This is a genomic window from Microbacterium sp. EST19A (assembly GCF_019969685.1).
GTDB lineage: Bacteria > Actinomycetota > Actinomycetes > Actinomycetales > Microbacteriaceae > Microbacterium.
In genome coordinates, this window is record NZ_JAHXYZ010000001.1 from 744,282 (window position 1) to 759,737 (window position 15,456).

The window sequence follows — 15,456 nt, forward strand, 5'->3', positions numbered from 1 at the left end:
CGCCGCTCAGACCTCGACGGGCGTCGCGCTCCCGCGGCCGCGCTTGCGCACCTCGCGGAGCACGATCTGCTCGGGGCAGACGGTGGAGAGGAAGTCGCCGACAGACAGGGCCAGCCGCTCGCCGACGAGGGAGTACAGGATGCGGTTGGCGTCACGGCGCTCGCTCACGAGCCCCGCCTGACGGAGCACGCTCAGGTGCCGGGAGATCGTCGGGCCGCTCGCCGAGAACCTCGACGCGATCTCGCCGGCCGCGAGCTCGCCGTTCTTGAGGTCCTGGAGGATCTGCCGACGGGTCGGGTGCGCGAGGGCTGCGAAGATGTCTGACGCACTGTCTGCCATGTTTGCAATATAGCACTCTTGCTAGATACTCTTTAGCTGAGTAGCTAATAAGCGAAGGAGCGCATCATGCGAGTAGCGATCACGGGCGGCAGTGGATTCGTCGGACGGAACCTGGCCGCACGCCTCGACGATGCCGTGGTCGTCTCGAGGAGGAGCGGCGCGGACATCACCGACATCGACGCTCTGACAGCCGCGTTCGAAGGCTGCGACGCGGTGGCGCACTGCGCCGGGATCAACCGCGAGATCGGCGACCAGACGTTCCGCCGCGTGCACGTCGAGGGCACTGCGGCGGTGGTCGAGGCCGCCCGCAGAGCGGGCGTCCGACGCATCGTCATGGTGAGCTTCCTGCGCGCACGGCCCGACTGCGGCTCCGGCTACCACGAGTCGAAGTGGGAGGCGGAGGAGATCATCCGCGCCTCCGGCATCCCGCACACGATCCTCAAGTCCGGGATGATCTACGGCCCCGGCGATCACATGGTCGACCACGTCACCCGGGCGGTACGGACGCTGCCGATGTTCTGGACCGTCGGCTACCGCGAGCGCACCGCCCGACCCGTCCCGATCGACGATGCGGTCGATGTGCTGGTCGCAGCCCTCGAGGGTCGCATCCCCGACCCGACCGTCGCTGTGATGGGTGTCGACGAGGTCACCCTCGGCGAGGCCATCCGTCGCATCGCCCGCGTCGCCGGACGCCGCCCCGCCTTCCTCCCGGTGCCGACATGGATCGTCCGCATGCTCGCCCAGGTCACCGAGTGGACGATGGTCGTGCCGCTGGTGGCGAAGGCTCAGGCGCGCATGCTGGCCGAGGGCGTGAGCGAGGCCGCTCCGCCGGCGCCCGAGGTGCCCCTCGACATCCGTCCCGCTCGCCCGTTCAGCGACGAGCGCATCCGCGCGGCGCTCCCCGACGGACGGTTCGGCCTCTCCGATCTGCGGATCGCGCGACGGATTCAGCGCTCCGCGTGGACCAGTTCGACGATGCGGGTGAGCTGATCGGGATCGGTCTCGGGCGGAACCCCGTGACCGAGGTTCACGATGTGCGCGCGCGCCGCGCGGCCGCGTGCGAGCACGTCGCGCACGTGCGCCTCCAGCACCGACCAGGGCGCGGAGAGCAGCGCGGGATCGATGTTGCCCTGCAGCGTCACGTCGGGACCGACGATCGCGGCGGCCTCATCGAGCGGCTGGCGCCAGTCGACCCCGACGCCGTCGGCCACGCCGTCGAGCCGCATGTCCGCGAGGAACGGACCTGTGCCGACGCCGAAATGGATGCTCGGGATGCCGATGCCCTCCAGCGCCGCGTGCGAGTGGGGTGCGACGAACGCGCGGTAGTCGGCCGTGCTGAGCGAACCCGCCCAGCTGTCGAAGAGCTGCACGACGGATGCGCCCGCGTCGCGCTGCGTCTCGAGGAACCGCCGCGAGACCCGGGCCAGCCATCCGGCGAGACGGTTCCACGACTCGGGGTCGGCGTGCATCATGGCCCTGGCGCGCAGGTGCTCCTTCGACGGACCGCCCTCGACGAGATAGGCGGCGAGCGTGAACGGCGCACCGGCGAAGCCGATGAGCGGGGTGTCTCCGAGCTCGGCCGTGACGAGGCGCACCGCCTCGGCGATGGCCGTGCCGTCGAGCGAATCCGGGTCGATGGCCGTGATCCGGTCGACGTCGGATGCCGTGCGCACCGGGTTCGCGAACACCGGTCCCCGCCCGGGCTCGATCTCCACATCGACGCCGGCGAGGCGCAGCGGGATGACGATGTCGCTGAAGAAGACCGCGGCGTCGACGCCGTGACGGCGCACCGGCTGCAGGGTGATCTCGGCCGCGAGTTCGGGCGTGAGGCAGGCGTCCAGCATCCGCGTGCCGACGCGCAGCTCACGGTACTCGGGTAGCGACCTGCCGGCCTGACGCATGAACCACACCGGGGTGCGGTCGGGGCGGACGCCGGCGAGAGCGCGCAGCAGCGGAGCGTCGGAGAGGGCCATGCCTCCATCCTCCCATCCGGTCGTTATGAGTACGCGGAGACGCCTCCTCGCCGGGGCGGGTAGAATCATGGGGTGCTGCTGTGTGTGACGGCGAGTCACAAGACCGCCTCTTTCGAATTGCTCGAACGCCTGAGCCGCACCCCCGACGACGTCGCTTCCACGCTCGTGGACATGACGCCGTGCGTGCAGGGTGCGGTCGTTCTGGCGACCTGCAATCGCTTCGAGGCGTACGTCGAGATGGACGAACCCGTCACGGCCGCCGGTGCCATCGGAGTGGAAGCCGTGATCGAGGCCGTCGAGGCCACGACCGGTGTTCCCGCCGCCGAGTTCGACGGCGCCTACACGGTGCACTCCGGCCGTCGAGTCGCCGAGCATCTCTTCTCCGTCGCATCCGGCCTCGAATCCGTCGTCTCCGGCGAGGGTGAGATCGCGGGCCAGGTGCGCCGCGCACTCAAGACCGCCCGCAAGGACGGCACCACCTCTCCCGAGCTCGAGCGTCTCTTCCAGCGCGCGAGCCAGGCGCAGCGCAAGGTCAAGAACGTCACCGCCCTCGGTCGCGCGGGCCGGTCGCTCGTGCGCCTCGCGCTGGAGCTCGCCGACAGCCGCATCGCCGACTGGTCCGCCCAGCGCGTGCTGCTCGTCGGCACCGGCGCCTACGCCGCCGTCACCCTCGCCACTCTGCGCGAGCGCGGTGCGGTCGACATCTCCGTGTACTCGCCCTCCGGACGTGCCGAGGTGTTCGCCGCGAAGCACGGCATCCGTCCGATCACTGCCGCCGAGTACGCCCGCACCGCGGCGCACTCGAGCCTGCTCATCACCTGCACGACGGCGACCGAGCCGGTGCTCGGACCGGAGCACCTGCAGCACCCGGTCGGCATCGCCGCCGTCGGATGCCCGGTGACACCGACCGGCGCGGGTGCCCACAGCCAGCAGCTCGTCGTCGACCTCGGCATGCCGCGCAACGTCGATCCGGCCGTCGGCGCGCTCGACGGCGTCGCCCTGCTCGACCTCGAGACGATCCGCCTGCACGCCCCGCTCGAGGAGCTGCAGGCGACGGATGCCGCGCGCAGCGTGGTCCGCGAGGCGGCCGACACGTTCCATGTGGTCGGCGCACGGCAGAGCGTCACCCCCTCGGTGGTCGCGCTGCGCACGCACATCTTCACGCTCCTGGAGTCCGAGATCGCCCGTGCGCGCGCCCGTGGCGACGAGGACGGCCGCGTCGAGCAGGCGCTCCGCCACCTCTCGGGAGTTCTGCTGCACACGCCGACGACGCGCGCTCACGAACTTGCCGCCGCCGGTCGCGCCGACGAGTTCGCCGCCGCTCTCGGCACCCTCTACGGCATCGCCCCCGCGACGGACGCGGCGGAGCAGGGACCGGAGTCCTCGATCGCATAGCGGCCGCCACGGTGGGAGACTGGAGGCATGGCCCTTCACATCACCGGAGACACCGCCGCCGACGAGCTGCTGACCGACAACCCGCTGGCCTTGCTGGTCGGGATGCTGCTGGATCAGCAGGTCCCGATGGAGACCGCGTTCGCCGGTCCGCTCAAGATCGAACAGCGCACCGGAGCGACGGATGCCGCCGCGATCGCGAACATGGCACCGGACGAGTTCCTCGAGGCGTTCAAGCAGACGCCGGCCGTGCACCGCTTCCCCGGGTCGATGGCGACCCGCGTGCAGACGCTCTGCCAGACGCTCGTCGACGACTGGGGCGGGGATGCCAGCGCACTCTGGACCCAGGGAGACCCGGACGGACCCGAGGTGCTGAAGCGCCTCAAGACACTCCCCGGCTTCGGCGAGCAGAAGGCGAAGATCTTCCTCGCCCTCCTCGGCAAACAGTACGGCTTCACGGGTGAAGGCTGGCGCGAGGCCGCCGGTGCCTACGGCGATGAGGGCTCGTACCGCAGCGTCGCCGATATCGTCTCGCCGGAGTCGCTGACGAAGGTGCGCGAGCACAAGAAGGCCATGAAGGCGGCAGCGAAGGAAGCGAAGGCCTGACATGGAGCCGACCGGCACCGACGTCGCGGGCCTGATCGCCCGCTCCTCCCCCGCGATCCGCCGGCGTGACGCCGAGACGCTGACCGCGCTGATGCAGGAGATCTCCGGCCGTGAGCCCGCGACCTGGGGCACGATCATCGGTTTCGGCTCGTGCCACTACCGCTACCCCACCGGCACCGAGGGCGACACCGGGCTCCTGGCATTCGCCCCGCGCAAGGCCTCGACGACGATCTACCTGCTCGACGGCACCGCCGCACACGCCGAGGCGCTCGCCCGGCTCGGGTCCCACACCAGCGCCGTCAGCTGCGTCTACATCAAGGACCTCGAGCAGGTCGACCTCGACGTGCTCCGCGGCATCCTGGAGCGCTCCCTCGCCTGGGCCGAGGCCGGCGGCACGAACGAGGTGCAGCTCACCGTCACCGGCTGACCCATGTCGAAGGAGAGAGGCGCCGAAGCGCCCCTCTCCTCTGAAGTTATCGCTGCCGCTCAGCGCAGCCCGGCGAAGAACGTGCGGATGTCGCCGGCGACGAGGTCGGGACGTTCGAGGGCCGCGAAGTGCCCACCCTCGTCGAAACGGCTCCAGTGCACGATGTTCGCGTTGTCGCGCTCGGCGAACACCCGGATCGTCTGGAAGTCGTCCTTGAACACGGCGACTCCGGTCGGCGCGGCGTTGATCTGCGGCGCCGCCTCCTCTCCGGCATCCGCTCGGGCGTTCTCCAGGTAGCTGCGGCTCATACCGGAGGCCGCGTTGGCGAACCAGTTCACGCTGACCTCGAGCAGGATCTGCTCGAGGGACACGAGCGAGGTGCCGTTGCCGAACGAGTTGAACAGCTCGCTGTACGCCAGCAGCCCGATCGGGGAGTCGCTGATGCCGACGGAGACGGTCTGCGGACGCGAGGAGTTCATCGTGTTGTAGCCGCCGACGGACTGGAACCACTGCATGTGCTCGAGGCCGGCGTAGTCCTGCGGCTCGAGCCGCTCGAACTCGGACGGGTCGCCCGAGGGGAAGGAGAACAGCTGCAGCACGTGCAGCCCGAGGAAGCCCTCGGGGTTGAGCAGGCCGAGCTCGCGGGCGACCATCGCGCCGTTGTCGGACCCGTGGATGCCGTAGCTGTCGTAGCCGAGACCGCGCATGAGCCGGTCGTACGCCGCGGCGACCTTCGCCGTGGTCCACCCCGCGGAGGCGAGCGGCTGCGAGAAGCCGTAGCCCGGAGCATCCGGGATGACGACGTCGAACGCGTCCTCGGCACGGCCGCCGTGCGCCACCGGGTCGACGAGCCGGTCGATCACGTCGAGGTAGTCGACGGCCGAGCCCGGGTAGGTGTGCGCGAGGATCAGCGGCGTCGCGCCCTCGTGGGCGGAGCGGACGTGGATGAAGTGGATCGTCTGCCCGTCGATCTCGGTCGCGAAGTGCGGGACGGCGTTGATACGGTCCTGCGCGGCGGCCCAGTCGAACGAGCGCCAGGCCTCGACGGCCTCACGCAGGTACGAGTTGGGGGTGCCTGCATCCCAGTCATCCGTCGGCGACGGCTGGGGAAGACGGGTGCGGGCGAGGCGATCCTGGAGATCGGCGACCTCGGCGTCGGAGACCGAGACGGTGAAGGGGCGGATGCTGAGGGGAGCGGTCGTGTTGTTCATGTCTTCGACGATACGAGCCCAATAGGTAGGATATGTTCCTAATAAACCATCGTCTGTGAAGGAGTTTCCATGGCCGACCCGACCGCACGCCTGCTGTCCCTTCTCGCGCTCCTCCAGACCGGCCCGGAGCGCTCCGGACGCGACCTCGCGGAGAGACTGGACGTCTCGACGCGCACCATCCGGCACGACGTGGACCGGCTGCGCGAACTCGGCTATCCGGTCGATGCGACTCGCGGCGCGGTCGGGGGCTACCGACTCGGCGCCGGCGGAAAGCTGCCGCCGCTGCTCCTCGACGACGAGGAGGCCGTGGCCGTCACCGTCGGGCTGCGCGCCGCAGCCGGCATCGCCGGGGTCGAGGAGTCGGGGGCTCGCGCGCTCGCGAAGCTCGAGCAGGTGCTGCCCTCACATCTGCGCCCCATGGTCGACGCCCTGAAGTCGACGATCGACCGCGCGCCCGAGAACAACGACACCGACGCGCCCGACCCCGAGGTCGACGCGACCGTCCTCCGCGAGATCGCCGGCGCGATCCGCAACGTGGAGTGGCTGCGGTTCGACTACCAGGACTCGCCGGTTCTGGTCGAGCCGTATCGACTGCTCACCTGGCATCGGCGCTGGTACCTGGTCGCGCGCGATCCGCAGACCGACGACTGGCATACCTACCGGGTGGACTGGATGGAACTGCGGATGCCGACGCGACGCCGCTTCGAGCCGCAACCGCTGCCCGGTGGGGACTACACCGCGTTCATGATGCGCACGGTCGCCGAGAGCGGCTGGAAGGTGCACGCACGACTGCTCATCGACGCACCGACGGAGCAGGTGCTCGACCGCATCCATCCCGCGGTCGGTGCCGTCGAGCCGATCGACGAGAACCACTGCGTGCTCGTGACCGGCGCCGACAGCCTCGATACCGTCGCCGCCTACATCGGCATGCTGATGATGGACTTCACGGTCGAGTCGCCGCCCGAGCTCCTCCCCCGCCTGCAGGTGCTGTCGGATCGCTATGCGCGGGCGGTCGCGGGATCGCCGACCTCCTGACGCTCCCTGCCCTCGCTTGCGTCAGCGGAGCACTTCGACGAGGGCCACCCACGACACGATGATCGCGGAGACGATCGCCAGCAGGCACCCGGCCGCGGCGACGTACAGGCCGGCCGGATGCCCGGCCCACACGAGCCCTCCGGCGACGAGGTAGGCGGCGATCGGCAGGAACCCGACGAGGTACTTCAGCGGACGTGCCCGGTCGGCGGGATCCGGATCCGTGGCGATGAGCCGCGTCGCGTGCACCTGGAACACGGCCGCCAGCAGGGTCGTCAGGATCGTCAGGGCACCGAACCAGGTCGTATCGATCCCTGGGACGAGACCGAGGGCCGAGATCGTCAATGCGAGGACCAGCGCCGCGATCCCCGCCAGCAAGCGCGCGGTCAGAGTGCGCGACTTGATGATCTCGCCGATGTTCACGCTCGAGGCGACGATCACGAGGCCGACGAGGGCGGCCGTGGCGCCCGCCATGGCCACGTTGAACTCGCTCCACTGCTCGATCATGCCGTCAGCATAACGCCGACGGCATCCCGCCCCTCAGGTGATCAGGCCCCCCGGAGACGCTCCGCGAGGTACGCGTGCAGCTCGTCGATCGCGACGCGCTCCTGCGCCATCGTGTCGCGGTCGCGCACGGTGACGGCGTGGTCGTCGAGCGAGTCGAAGTCGACGGTGACGCAGAACGGCGTGCCGATCTCGTCCTGGCGACGGTAGCGGCGACCGATCGCACCCGCGTCGTCGAAGTCGACCGACCACGAGCTGCGGAGCGTGTCGGCGACCTCGCGGGCGAGAGGCGACAGCCGCTCGTTGCGCGACAGCGGCAGCACCGCGGCCTTGACCGGGGCGAGACGCGGGTCGAGCTTGAGCACGGTGCGCACGTCGGTGCCGCCCTTGGCGTTCGGCACCTCTTCTTCGCGGTACGCGTCGACGAGGAATGCCATCATGGCGCGGGTGAGACCGAACGACGGCTCGATCACATATGGGGTGTAGCGCTCGCCCGTGGCCTGGTCGAAGTACGTCAGGCTCTGGCCCGACGCCTCGCTGTGGCTCGACAGGTCGTAGTCGGTGCGGTTGGCGACACCCATGAGCTCGCCCCACTCCTTGCCCGCGAAGCCGAACTTGTACTCGACGTCGATCGTGCCGGCGGAGTAGTGCGCACGGTCGTCTTCCGGAACGTCGAACTGCCGCATGTTCTCGGCGTCGATGCCGAGGTCGATGAACCAGTTCCAGCACGCCTCGACCCAGTGGTCGAACCACTGCTGCGCCTCGGCGGGCGGGGTGAAGAACTCGATCTCCATCTGCTCGAACTCACGTGTGCGGAAGATGAAGTTGCCGGGAGTGATCTCGTTGCGGAACGCCTTGCCGACCTGGCCGATGCCGAACGGCGGCTTCTTGCGGCTCGCGGTGAGCACGTTCGAGAAGTTCACGAAGATGCCCTGCGCGGTCTCGGGGCGCAGGTAGAACAGACCCGACTCGTCGTCGACGACGCCGAGGTAGGTCTTCACCAGACCGGAGAACGCCTTCGGCTCGGTGTACTGGCCCTTGGTGCCGCAGTTCGGGCAGGGGATGTCGGCGAGACCGTTCTCTGCCTTGCGACCCTTGCGCGCCTCGAAGTCCTCGATGAGGTTGTCGGCGCGGAACCGCTTGTGGCACTGCAGGCACTCGACCAGCGGGTCGGTGAACGTGGCGACGTGACCCGACGCCTCCCACACGCGCTTGGGCAGGATGATGCTGGAATCCAGGCCCACCATGTCGCCGCGGCCGCGCACGAACGTCTGCCACCACTGGCGGCGGATGTTCTCCTTGAGCTCCGTGCCGAGGGGGCCGTAGTCCCAGGCCGACCGAGAACCGCCGTAGATCTCACCGGCCTGGAACACGAACCCGCGGTGGCGGGCGAGGGCGATGACCTTGTCGAGGCGGGACTGTTCGGCCATGGTGGCTCCAATGGTCGGATGCGGGAGAACCCGTGAACACGGGCACCCTCATTCTATCCGCCGCGATGCGGGGTCCTGGAGCCCGTCGAAGGGTACGGTCGTGGCATGAGCGCAGCGCAGCCGACCCCTCGCGTCCGCAACGAGGACACCCGCTTCTTCGGACATCCCTGGTCGCTGGTCCACATCTTCGGTGTGGAGATGTGGGAGCGCTTCAGCTTCTACGGCATGCAGGGCATCCTGCTCATCTACCTGTACTACTCGGCGACGCAGGGCGGCCTCGGCATCCCCGAGGCGGTCGCCGGCGGGATCGTCGGCGCATACGGCGGCTCGGTGTATCTCGCCACGATCCTCGGCGCCTGGCTCGCCGACCGGCTCTTCGGATCGGAGCGGGTGCTGTTCTTCAGCGCCATCGTGATCGTCGCCGGCCATATCGCTCTCGCGCTGATCCCCGGCGTGCTCGGCGTCGGCGTCGGACTGGTGCTCGTCGCACTCGGCTCCGGCGGGCTCAAGGCCAACGCGACGTCGGTCGTCGGAACCCTCTACGCCCCGGACGACACGCGTCGCGACGGCGGTTTCTCGCTGTTCTACCTCGGCATCAACCTCGGAGCCTTCCTCGGGCCGATCCTCACCGGCATCCTGCAGTCCACCCTCGGCTTCCACTGGGGCTTCGGCCTGGCTGCGGTCGGCATGGCTCTCGGCCTCGTGCAGTACTCGTTCGGCCGGCGGTCGCTTCCCGCAGCAGCCCGCGCCGTTCCGAACCCTCTGCCGGCGTCGCGCTACCGCCTCGTCGTGATCATCGCGATCGCCGCGGTCGCCCTGATCGCCGTGCTCGTGCTCCTCGGGGTCATCCGCGCGGACAACCTCGCCATCATCGTCATCGCGGTCACGGTGGTCGCCGCGATCGCCTACTTCGCGGTGATTCTCCGCAGCAAGCGGATCGACGCGACCGAACGCTCGCGCGTCTGGGCGTTCGTGCCGCTGTTCATCACGAGCGTCGCGTTCTGGTCGCTGTACCAGCAGCAGTTCACGGTGCTGACGATCTACTCCGACAAGCGCCTGGACCGGTCGCTCTTCGGCTGGGAGATGCCCGTCTCCTGGGTGCAGTCGATCAACCCGGTCTTCATCATCATCCTGTCCGGTGTCTTCGCCGCCCTCTGGACGAAACTCGGCAGACGCCAGCCCTCCACCCCGGTGAAGTTCGGCCTCGCCGCGATCATCATGGGATCCGCGTTCCTGCTGTTCCTCCCGTTCTCGGGCGGCGGAGAGAACACCACGCCGGTGCTGGCGATCGTCGGCATCCTGTTCGTGTTCACCGTCGCCGAGCTGCTGCTGTCGCCCGTCGGGCTGTCAGCCAGCACGAAGCTCGCTCCGGCCGTGTTCCAGACGCAGATGGTGGCGCTGTTCTTCCTGTCGGTCGCCCTGGGCACCGCGATCTCGGGGCAGCTCGTGGCCTTCTACGACCCGGAGAACGAGGTGCCGTTCTTCTCGATCCTCGGCGCCATCGCGATCGTCGTCGGGATCGGTCTGCTGCTCTCGGTCAAGCCCGTGCTGAAGCTGATGCGCGGGGTGCGCTGACAGTGGTCGCTCCTACGCCGTGAAGAGGTAGCCGCGCTCGACGTCGAAGCCGGCGATGGAGAGGCCGCGTCCGAGTAGCTCTTCCATCTCGCCGCGCAGGCGCGTGCGCCATTCGTGCGCGGACGCAGGGTCGGAGACGCGCAGCGACTCGATGTCGGCCGGGATCTCCAGGGTCTCGACCACGGAGTCGGAGGCCGGGGGCTTCGCGATGTCGGCGAGCGCCCACTCGACGTCGAGGCGGTCGCTCTCGTCGCCCGCGTCGCCGCCGCCGAAGATGCCGTAGCGGTTCACCGAGTACCCGGTCGCGCGGGCTCCGAGCACCGTGAAGAAGAAGTGCGCGTTGCGGGCGACGAGCGGATCGAACGTCCACGTGATGCGGCCGACATCGCGCGAGAACGCCCACTGGCGCTGGTGCTCCTTGAGCTCGCGACCCCAGCCGCGGCCGCGGAACTCCGGCAGCAGCGCGGTGATGTGCGAGTGCATCGCACGCCGAGCCGGCTCGCCGAAGAAGGCGATCGACGCGCCGACCATGCGCTCCTCGTCACCCTCGCCGTCGAAGAAGCCGACGACGTAGTTGCCCGATTGCTGCAGGGCGCGCAGGGTGCCGGCATCCACCACGCGCTGCGGACCCCGGATGGAGTCGAGCAGGCCCTGCGCGTCGAGGATGAGTTCAACGGTGTCGAGATCGCGGATGGTTCGCACGAACCCAGTCTGCCCCTCCTCGGCCCGTTCGAGGAATCGGACCCGCGATCACACCTCACGCAGCGCGTCGCGACCGAGCTGCGACACCGACGTCAGGCCCGCCAGGCCGAGCGTGATGTCGAGCTCGGCGAGCACGTTCCGGATCACTTCGCGCACGCCCGTCTCCCCCGCGATGCCGAGGCCGTAGGCATAGGGGCGGCCGAGGGCGACCACCGTGGCGCCGAGGGCGAGGGCGATCGCGGCATCCGCCCCGCCGCGCACGCCGGAGTCGAACACGATCGGCACCCGCCCGGCCACCCGCTGGGCGATCTCGGGCAGCACGTCGAGCGTCGGCACCGACTGGTCGATCTGACGGCCGCCGTGGTTGGAGATCCAGATGCCGTCCATCCCGGCATCCAGCGCGCTCTGCGCGTCGTCGGGATGCACGATCCCCTTGAGGATGATCGGCAGGCTCGTCCATTCACGCGCCTTCGCCAGGTCGCCCCAGGTCAGGGCCGGGGTGGAGAAGACATCGAGGAACGTCTCCACCGCCGCGCGCGGCAGCGGCGAGCGCAGGTTGTCGCGCAGAGACCCGCCGCCCGTGAGCGGCGCCCCCTTCCGTGCGATCGTGAGAGCCGCGGCCACGGCTTTCGGCGTGACCTTGACGGCCGCAGCATCCGCCTTCGGTGCTGACGCGCGCTCGCGCACCAGCCGCTGGAAGACCGGATCGCTCGTGTACTGCGCGATCCCCATGCCGCGCGTGAACGGCAGGTACGCGAGATCGAGATCCCGGGTGCGCCAGCCGAGCAGGTGCGTGTCGAGCGTGACGACGATCGCCTCGCAGCCGGACGCCTCGGCGCGGCCGAGCAGCGAGCGGTTCAGGTCGTCTGACGCCGACCAGTAGAGCTGGAACAGGCGGGAGCCGTGCGGCGCGGCATCCGCCACCTGCTCCATCGGGAACGACGCCTGATTCGAGAGCGTGTACGGCACGCCGACGGATGCCGCCGCCCTGGCCACCGCGAGATCGGCGTCGCTGTGCGCCATCTCCATCACCCCGAGTGGAGCGAGCAGCAGAGGAGTCGGCCGCCTCTTCCCGAGGAAGTCGACGCCGAGGTCGCGCGCGGACACGTCGCGCAGCGGCCGCGGCCACACCTGCCAGCGTCCGAACGCCGCACGGTTCGCGGCCATGGTGCGCTCGGCGCCCGCCCCACCCGCGATGTAGGCGAAGGCTTCGGCACTCAGCGCCTTGCGGGCCGCCGTCTTCAACGCGACGGATGCTATCGGCACCGCGGGCTTCGTCCCGCTGATGCCGGCGCGATAGATGTCGGATTGTGTGCGCCGGGAGATGCCGCGGCTGGCGGCGGGATCGTCCGGAGCGACGCTGCTCGTGACCATGTCCACATGTTAGTCAGGACGGTCCGGCCCTCGGGTGTCGCGGGCGCCGATAGCCTTGGTCGGTGGGTGCGAACGAGGACAAGGCCAGGAAGCGTCTCTCGAGAACCCCGCCGAAGTGGGCGATCGTCGCGGTGCTCGCCTTCGCCGGACTCTGCTCGTCGTTCATGTTCACGCTGGTGGTGCCGCTGCAGGCCGAGCTGCCGCAGCTGCTGAACGCCTCCCGCGAGGACACCACGTGGGTCGTCACGATCACCCTCCTGGTCGCCGCCGTCGCCACCCCGATCTCGGGCCGCCTGGGCGACATGTACGGCAAGCGCCGCGTCGTGATCGTGCTGCTCGCCCTGCTGATCGTCGGCTCGCTCGTCGCGGCGCTCTCGGGATCGATCGTCGGCGTCATCATCGGTCGCGCGCTGCAGGGCGCCGTCACGGGCGTCGTGCCGCTCGGCATCGCCATCATGCGCGACGTGCTGCCGCCCGAGCGCCTCGGAACCGCGGTCGCGCTGATGAGCGCCACCATGGGCGTGGGCGGTGCGATCGGGCTCCCGGTCGCCGCGCTGCTCGCCGAGCACGCCGACTGGCACATGCTCTTCTGGCTCGCCGCCGCGCTCGGTGTCGCGGGCCTCGTGCTCGTGCTGGCGGTCGTCCCCGAGGACGTGCTGCGTTTTCCCGGTCGCCTCGACGTGCTCGGCGCCATCGGCCTCGCGATCGGCCTCACCGGCATCCTGCTCTTCGTCTCCCGCGGTGCGGAATGGGGTTGGACCGCGCCCCTCACCCTCACCTGCATCATCGGCGGGGTCGTCGTGCTGCTGATCTGGGGTTGGTACCAGCTGCGCACGAAGGACCCGCTGCTCGATCTGCGCGTCGCCGCGCGGCCCGCCGTGCTCTTCACGAACATCGCCGCGATCGGCATGGGCTTCGCACTGTTCGGGTCGAACATCACCTTCCCGCAGCTGCTCGAGATGCCCGTCGCGAACTCGGGCTTCGGCCTCGACATGGTCGGCGCCTCGCTCGTCGTCATGCCGGCCGGACTCGTGATGATGGTCATCTCGCCGCTCTCCGGACGACTCGAGCGCACCGTCGGTCCGCGCCCGCTCTTCACGATCGGCGCCACCGCCATCGTGCTCGCCTACCTTTTCGTGCTGCTCTGGTCGAGCGAGGTGTGGCACATCCTCGCCGCCAACATCCTCATCGGCGTGGGCATCGGGTTCACCTTCGCGGCGATGCCGATGATCATCATGCGCTCCGTCCCGGCGAACGAGACCGGAGCGTCCAACGGACTGAACGCGCTGTTCCGCTCCGTCGGCACTTCGAGCGCCTCCGCGGTCATGGGCGGCATCCTCGCGGCGATGAGCATCGACGCCGGCGGCGTCTCGATGCCGACGCGCGCGGCGTTCGACGTGTGCTTCTGGCTCGCGATCGCCGCGGGCATCATCGCGGTCGTGCTGTCGCTGTTCATCCCGCGCCAGCGCAGCACGGAGCTGCATCCGTCACTGCCGGGCTGACGTCACCCCGAGAAGGTGCGCGGGTCGGGGTCTCCGTCGCGCGGCGGACGCAGTCGGTCGGGGATCGGCCAGGGCAGCACGAACTGCGCCGTGGCCGGGCGGGTCATGTCGCCGAAGTCGTCGATCTTGACCACGATCCGTCCCGGGGACCCCTCCTCGTCGGGCGTCACCTCGAGGATGCGCACGCGCAGCGGACGCTCGCCCTCGCCCTCCAGCATCCACGGGTCGGCGAGCCAGGCGATGCCGTGGTCCTCCAGCGCCGCCTCGGCATCGAGCCACTCGGTCGCGTCGGATGCCGGGCGGCCGAGCACGTCGACCGCGACCCAGTCGTCGCCCGCGGGGTGGATCCAGCCGAGAAGCTCGCCGTCGTCGCGACGATGCGGAGTCCAGTCAGGTCGTGGCATCCCTCGATGCTAGAGCCTCGATCGCTGTGTCAGTGCGTGTACTCCATGAGCTCGACGCCGAGCACGCGGAACGCGTCGTGGGCGCGCAGCCGGTGTGTGATCGAGAGGTCGTCGAAGCAGACGATGAGCGAATAGGCGATGCCCGCGCGGGGACCGGCGAGCACACCCGCCTCGGCGCGCACACCGCGATCGCGCCCGGTCTTGTTGATGAAGAGCAGGCCGTGCGCGTCATGATCGTGCGAGAACGGGTCGAGACCCGTGGATGCCGCGACCAGGCTCAGATCCTGGTTCAGGCTGAGCCACTCCGAGACCTGCGCGCTCACGGCGGCGTCGACGACCTGCGAGTTCACGAGCGCGGAGAAGAGACCGGCGAGCTCTCGGGCCGAACCGACCGCGACCTGCGGGGCGTCATCGGGTCCGCGCTGGTCGCGGAAGCGGTCGAGCAGCGCGGTGCGGCGCAGTCCGAGCGATTCGATGCGCTGGCGCACGCGATCGTGCCCGACGCGGTGCAGCAGCGCGTTCACCGCGATCGGATCACCGGCGGTCGCTGCCAGCACGGCGAGGTCTTCCAGCGGCAGCGCCGGAGCATGCAGATTGCGCCACAGCCCCGAGGACTCGACGGCATCCACCGCCGTGCGGTCGACGATCTCGAGCGGATCCAGCTCGCCGCTCTCGAAGCCCGCGGCCACCTCGATCAGCAGCGGGACGACACCCAGCCCTGCGACCGGCATGGTGACGTGGTCATCGCCGGAGAGCACGTGCACGTGACTGTCGAGATCGACGACGTGCACCGAGACCTGCGCTCCGGCATCCACCAGCTCCTCCAGCGAGCGGAGCGTCGACGTGAACGAGCGCCGTCCGACGGCGGCCCTCCTCGGGAGGCGTCTGGTGGCGCGCTGCGAGCGGCGTCCACCGGCCGGGGCCGGGGCCGAGGAGTTGCGGAACCCTTCGAAAGGCTCGGGAGCGCCCACGCGTGATCCTTAGG

The 15,456-nt window shown here is 69.7% G+C and carries 16 protein-coding genes; 7 read left to right on the forward strand and 9 right to left on the reverse strand.

The genetic code is table 11. The features are described from left to right. Window positions 1–6: 6 nt before the first annotated feature. Window positions 7–339: a metalloregulator ArsR/SmtB family transcription factor gene (locus tag LC452_RS03725; protein ID WP_223622679.1), complete on the reverse strand. Its 333-nt coding sequence runs from the start codon at window positions 337–339 to the stop codon at window positions 7–9. 66 nt (window positions 340–405) lie between these two features. On the opposite strand from LC452_RS03725, the gene LC452_RS03730 reads away from it, so the two are divergent. After that, on the forward strand, window positions 406–1,329 hold the full coding sequence (locus LC452_RS03730) for an NAD(P)H-binding protein (RefSeq protein WP_223622680.1): 924 nt from the start codon (window positions 406–408) through the stop codon (window positions 1,327–1,329). On the opposite strand, the gene hemE is transcribed toward LC452_RS03730, so the two are convergent. Further along, window positions 1,287–2,312 (reverse strand): uroporphyrinogen decarboxylase, encoded by a 1,026-nt coding sequence (gene hemE / locus LC452_RS03735; protein WP_223622681.1) that lies wholly within the window; start codon window positions 2,310–2,312, stop codon window positions 1,287–1,289. The genes LC452_RS03730 and hemE overlap by 43 nt on opposite strands. A 72-nt stretch (window positions 2,313–2,384) precedes the next feature. On the opposite strand from hemE, the gene LC452_RS03740 reads away from it, so the two are divergent. From LC452_RS03740 to LC452_RS03750, 3 genes are read left to right on the forward strand one after another with little or no spacing between them, the layout of a single operon-like run. Further along, window positions 2,385–3,707, forward strand: a complete 1,323-nt coding sequence (locus LC452_RS03740) for a glutamyl-tRNA reductase (RefSeq protein ID WP_223622682.1) — start codon at window positions 2,385–2,387, stop codon at window positions 3,705–3,707. 27 nt (window positions 3,708–3,734) lie between these two features. Continuing rightward, window positions 3,735–4,310, forward strand: a complete 576-nt coding sequence (locus LC452_RS03745; RefSeq protein ID WP_223622683.1) for an HhH-GPD-type base excision DNA repair protein — start codon at window positions 3,735–3,737, stop codon at window positions 4,308–4,310. Window position 4,311: 1 nt separating this feature from the next. Next, window positions 4,312–4,737 (forward strand): DUF1801 domain-containing protein, encoded by a 426-nt coding sequence (locus tag LC452_RS03750; RefSeq protein ID WP_223622684.1) that lies wholly within the window; start codon window positions 4,312–4,314, stop codon window positions 4,735–4,737. 59 nt (window positions 4,738–4,796) lie between these two features. Here the strand turns inward: LC452_RS03750 and LC452_RS03755 are convergent, their stop codons facing one another. Then, window positions 4,797–5,948 carry an epoxide hydrolase family protein gene (locus tag LC452_RS03755; RefSeq protein WP_223622685.1) on the reverse strand — a complete coding sequence of 384 codons (1,152 nt, stop codon included), beginning with the start codon at window positions 5,946–5,948 and terminating at the stop codon, window positions 4,797–4,799. A gap of 69 nt (window positions 5,949–6,017) precedes the next feature. On the opposite strand from LC452_RS03755, the gene LC452_RS03760 reads away from it, so the two are divergent. Beyond that, on the forward strand, window positions 6,018–6,983 hold the full coding sequence (locus tag LC452_RS03760; RefSeq protein WP_223622686.1) for a YafY family protein: 966 nt from the start codon (window positions 6,018–6,020) through the stop codon (window positions 6,981–6,983). A gap of 21 nt (window positions 6,984–7,004) precedes the next feature. On the opposite strand, the gene LC452_RS03765 is transcribed toward LC452_RS03760, so the two are convergent. Then, window positions 7,005–7,487: a hypothetical protein gene (locus LC452_RS03765; protein ID WP_223622687.1), complete on the reverse strand. Its 483-nt coding sequence runs from the start codon at window positions 7,485–7,487 to the stop codon at window positions 7,005–7,007. A 41-nt stretch (window positions 7,488–7,528) separates the two neighbouring features. After that, a complete protein-coding gene (locus LC452_RS03770; RefSeq protein ID WP_223622688.1) occupies window positions 7,529–8,914 on the reverse strand; it encodes a glycine--tRNA ligase in 1,386 nt (461 codons plus the stop codon). A 105-nt stretch (window positions 8,915–9,019) separates the two neighbouring features. Between LC452_RS03770 and LC452_RS03775 the strand changes: the two genes are divergently transcribed. Then, the gene (locus LC452_RS03775; RefSeq protein WP_223622689.1) at window positions 9,020–10,489 is read left to right on the forward strand and encodes a peptide MFS transporter; all 1,470 of its coding nucleotides are present in this window, start codon (window positions 9,020–9,022) and stop codon (window positions 10,487–10,489) included. 12 nt (window positions 10,490–10,501) lie between these two features. On the opposite strand, the gene LC452_RS03780 is transcribed toward LC452_RS03775, so the two are convergent. Continuing rightward, window positions 10,502–11,191 carry a GNAT family N-acetyltransferase gene (locus LC452_RS03780; protein WP_223622690.1) on the reverse strand — a complete coding sequence of 230 codons (690 nt, stop codon included), beginning with the start codon at window positions 11,189–11,191 and terminating at the stop codon, window positions 10,502–10,504. A 48-nt stretch (window positions 11,192–11,239) separates the two neighbouring features. Then, window positions 11,240–12,565: an alpha-hydroxy-acid oxidizing protein gene (locus LC452_RS03785; RefSeq protein ID WP_223622691.1), complete on the reverse strand. Its 1,326-nt coding sequence runs from the start codon at window positions 12,563–12,565 to the stop codon at window positions 11,240–11,242. Between the two features lie 62 nt (window positions 12,566–12,627). On the opposite strand from LC452_RS03785, the gene LC452_RS03790 reads away from it, so the two are divergent. Then, window positions 12,628–14,067, forward strand: coding sequence for an MFS transporter (locus LC452_RS03790; RefSeq protein ID WP_223622692.1), 1,440 nt, complete (start codon window positions 12,628–12,630; stop codon window positions 14,065–14,067). A gap of 2 nt (window positions 14,068–14,069) precedes the next feature. Here the strand turns inward: LC452_RS03790 and LC452_RS03795 are convergent, their stop codons facing one another. Next, window positions 14,070–14,471 (reverse strand): hypothetical protein, encoded by a 402-nt coding sequence (locus tag LC452_RS03795; RefSeq protein WP_223622693.1) that lies wholly within the window; start codon window positions 14,469–14,471, stop codon window positions 14,070–14,072. A gap of 29 nt (window positions 14,472–14,500) precedes the next feature. Next, a complete protein-coding gene (locus LC452_RS03800; protein WP_223622694.1) occupies window positions 14,501–15,442 on the reverse strand; it encodes a serine hydrolase in 942 nt (313 codons plus the stop codon). Between the last annotated feature and the right edge of the window lie 14 nt (window positions 15,443–15,456).

Bases quoted from the DNA above. Each gene is read 5' to 3' on its own strand.
- LC452_RS03725 (WP_223622679.1), bottom strand. From the start codon at position 339: ATGGCAGACAGTGCGTCAGACATCTTCGCAGCCCTCGCGCACCCGACC.
- LC452_RS03730 (WP_223622680.1), top strand. From the start codon at position 406: ATGCGAGTAGCGATCACGGGCGGCAGTGGATTCGTCGGACGGAACCTG.
- hemE (WP_223622681.1), bottom strand. From the start codon at position 2,312: ATGGCCCTCTCCGACGCTCCGCTGCTGCGCGCTCTCGCCGGCGTCCGC.
- LC452_RS03745 (WP_223622683.1), top strand. From the start codon at position 3,735: ATGGCCCTTCACATCACCGGAGACACCGCCGCCGACGAGCTGCTGACC.
- LC452_RS03750 (WP_223622684.1), top strand. From the start codon at position 4,312: ATGGAGCCGACCGGCACCGACGTCGCGGGCCTGATCGCCCGCTCCTCC.
- LC452_RS03755 (WP_223622685.1), bottom strand. From the start codon at position 5,948: ATGAACAACACGACCGCTCCCCTCAGCATCCGCCCCTTCACCGTCTCG.
- LC452_RS03760 (WP_223622686.1), top strand. From the start codon at position 6,018: ATGGCCGACCCGACCGCACGCCTGCTGTCCCTTCTCGCGCTCCTCCAG.
- LC452_RS03765 (WP_223622687.1), bottom strand. From the start codon at position 7,487: ATGATCGAGCAGTGGAGCGAGTTCAACGTGGCCATGGCGGGCGCCACG.
- LC452_RS03770 (WP_223622688.1), bottom strand. From the start codon at position 8,914: ATGGCCGAACAGTCCCGCCTCGACAAGGTCATCGCCCTCGCCCGCCAC.
- LC452_RS03775 (WP_223622689.1), top strand. From the start codon at position 9,020: ATGAGCGCAGCGCAGCCGACCCCTCGCGTCCGCAACGAGGACACCCGC.
- LC452_RS03785 (WP_223622691.1), bottom strand. From the start codon at position 12,565: ATGGTCACGAGCAGCGTCGCTCCGGACGATCCCGCCGCCAGCCGCGGC.
- LC452_RS03795 (WP_223622693.1), bottom strand. From the start codon at position 14,471: ATGCCACGACCTGACTGGACTCCGCATCGTCGCGACGACGGCGAGCTT.